Below are 2,573 nucleotides of genomic sequence, written 5' to 3'. Positions count from 1 at the left end.
GGGCTGTACTAACCGATGAAATACAGAACCACTCTTTTCCAAAATAAAAAAAATAGATTTCTACACGCTTTTTCTGGCTTTCAACTAAGCGCTTTGGTCTTTCTTCTTCAGTCTTTAAGCTTTCTGCTTTAATCTTTCAGCTTTGGTCTTTCTTTCCTATCTTCGCAACAAATTATTTGTATGTTTCCTACCGTTTCACATTTTTTAGAATACTTATTCGGCATTAATTTACCGCTTCCATTTAATACTTTCGGTGTTTTTGTAGCACTGGCGTTTGTTGCTGGTTACTGGGCTTTCACCAAAGAGCTTAAGCGTAAGGAAGCATTAGGCATACTCCACCCAATTAAAAAGACAATTGTGGTTGGCAAACCTGCTACTACATCAGAGTTGATCATGAATGGCCTTTTCGGCTTCGTTATTGGTTATAAACTGGTTTATGCGTTGTTAAACTACAAACTTTTTGTAAATGATGCACAGTCGATTTTAATGTCGACCAAAGGAAATATAATTGGTGGGTTGTTTTTTGCAGGGCTGTTTGCTTATTGGGATTATACCGAAAAGAATAAACACAAGCTGGATAAACCAAAAGAAACACAGGTAACCATCCACCCGTACCAAACCATGAGTAACCTGATTGTTTGGGCGGCTATATGGGGTTTTTTAGGGGCAAAGTTTTTCGATAACCTAGAGTATTGGGATGATTTTGTTCAACATCCCATCGAACGGTTATTATCTTTTAGTGGTTTAACTTTTTATGGTGGTTTAATTTGCGGCGGTGCGGCTGTATTAATTATTGCTAAAAGAAATGGTATTAAACCGCTCCATATGCTTGATGTAGGTGGGCCGGGAATGATGCTGGCTTATGCTGTAGGCCGTATTGGTTGCCACTTAGCCGGCGATGGCGACTGGGGGATTGTAAATTCAAATCCAAAACCATTTTCCTGGCTTCCAGACTGGTTGTGGTCTTACAAATATCCGAATAATGTGGTAGGCGAAGGCATTCCGATTCCTGGTTGTACCGGTAAGTTCTGTAACGAATTGGCACAAGGTGTATACCCGACACCAATTTACGAAGTAATTATATGTTTAATCCTTTTTGCCTTTTTATGGAAGATTAGGGATAAAATAAAAGCACCTGGTTTAATGTTTGGTATTTACATGATCTTAAACGGTATGGAACGTTTCTGCATCGAATTAATCCGTGTAAATTCAAAATATCATGTTTTTGGTTTACCCCCTTTCACCCAGGCAGAAATGATTTCTACTTTTCTTGTTGTTGGCGGTATAGCACTAAGTGCTTATGCTTTAAGGAACAAGAATCAACTGGCTTAAATACCTATAAGTTTATTTCTCATCCAATAAACGCCTCGTTTTATTGTTAAATAGTTATGAATTACGAATTACTGTGCACAAAAGTAATATCGATTGTAAGGCTTACTGGAAACTTTATCCGTAAAGAAGCGCTGCAGTTCGATGTTCAAAAAATAGAATACAAAGGATTAAATGATATGGTTTCTTATGTTGATAAAACAGCAGAACAGAAACTGGTTCAAAATCTCGAAAAATTGATTCCTGATGCAGGTTTTATAACCGAAGAGAAAACCATTAACCGTACTGGTAAAACCTACACCTGGATAATTGATCCCTTGGATGGTACAACCAATTTTATCCATGGCATTCCAGCTTATGGTATAAGTGTAGCACTTTATGAAGATGGATTACCCGTTATCGGCGTAGTTTACGAGTTAAATAGGGGAGAAATGTTTTATTCATATAAAGGTGGGCCTGCCCTTATGAATAAGAAAGAAATTAAAGTTTCTACTAATCCTGATCTAAAATCGAGTTTATTGGCAACAGGTTTTCCGTATTATCAGTTTGATAAACAGCCTCAATATTTAAAATTATTGACCGAAATGATGCAGAAAAGCCATGGTGTACGTAGAATTGGTGCAGCAGCAATAGATCTGGTATATACAGCCTGTGGACGTTTCGATGCTTTTTTTGAATACAATCTGCAACAATGGGATTTTGCAGCCGGATGCTTTATTGTGCAGCAGGCAGGAGGAGAGGTTTACGATTTTGCTGGTGGAAATGATTACTTTGAAAAAAGAGAGATTTTGGCTACCAATGGTAAACTTACCGCTGAGATGTTAACTGCGATTAAGCAGTACTTTAATTAATGGCGTCACCCTGACCTGTAGCGCAGTGGAAAGCTACGCAGTAAACCGATCTTTAAGCGAGCTCACCGAAGGTAATTTCTTTCAGGGTCTGAACTTGAAGATGCTGAAAGAAATTTAGCATGACGAACATCTACAGGACGGCAGATTTGCAATAAAAAAAGGTCCCGATTCTCATCGGGACCTTTTCACTATATGTACTATGAAAAATGCACAATTTTAAAGCGCTTCAGAAACTACTTCTGTAACTTCTGGTACCATTCTCTGCAATAAGTTTTGGATACCAGATTTAAGCGTAATTGTAGAAGATGGACAACCGCTGCAAGAACCGCGTAATTCTACCGTAACCACACCTTCATCGAAAGATTTGTATGTAATTGCACCACCATCCTGTTC

Annotated in this window: 3 protein-coding genes; 2 read left to right on the top strand and 1 reads right to left on the bottom strand. The window is 38.2% G+C overall.

Annotation, left to right across the window (positions count from 1 at the left end):
* The first annotated feature begins 180 nt into the window (after window positions 1–180).
* Together AC1DPQ_RS24355 and AC1DPQ_RS24350 are read left to right on the top strand one after the other, a co-directional pair.
* Window positions 181–1,332, top strand: a complete 1,152-nt coding sequence (locus tag AC1DPQ_RS24355; RefSeq protein WP_477584375.1) for a prolipoprotein diacylglyceryl transferase — start codon at window positions 181–183, stop codon at window positions 1,330–1,332.
* Window positions 1,333–1,388: 56 nt separating this feature from the next.
* Window positions 1,389–2,180 (top strand): inositol monophosphatase family protein, encoded by a 792-nt coding sequence (locus tag AC1DPQ_RS24350; protein ID WP_477584377.1) that lies wholly within the window; start codon window positions 1,389–1,391, stop codon window positions 2,178–2,180.
* 216 nt (window positions 2,181–2,396) lie between these two features.
* On the opposite strand, the gene AC1DPQ_RS24345 is transcribed toward AC1DPQ_RS24350, so the two are convergent.
* Window positions 2,397–2,573 (bottom strand): NifU family protein (locus AC1DPQ_RS24345; RefSeq protein ID WP_477611143.1); only part of this gene is annotated, 177 nt, incomplete at its 5' end.

This window comes from Pedobacter sp. 01T416_2, from assembly GCF_056398925.1.
This window is presented reverse-complemented; position numbering and strand designations above follow the sequence as displayed.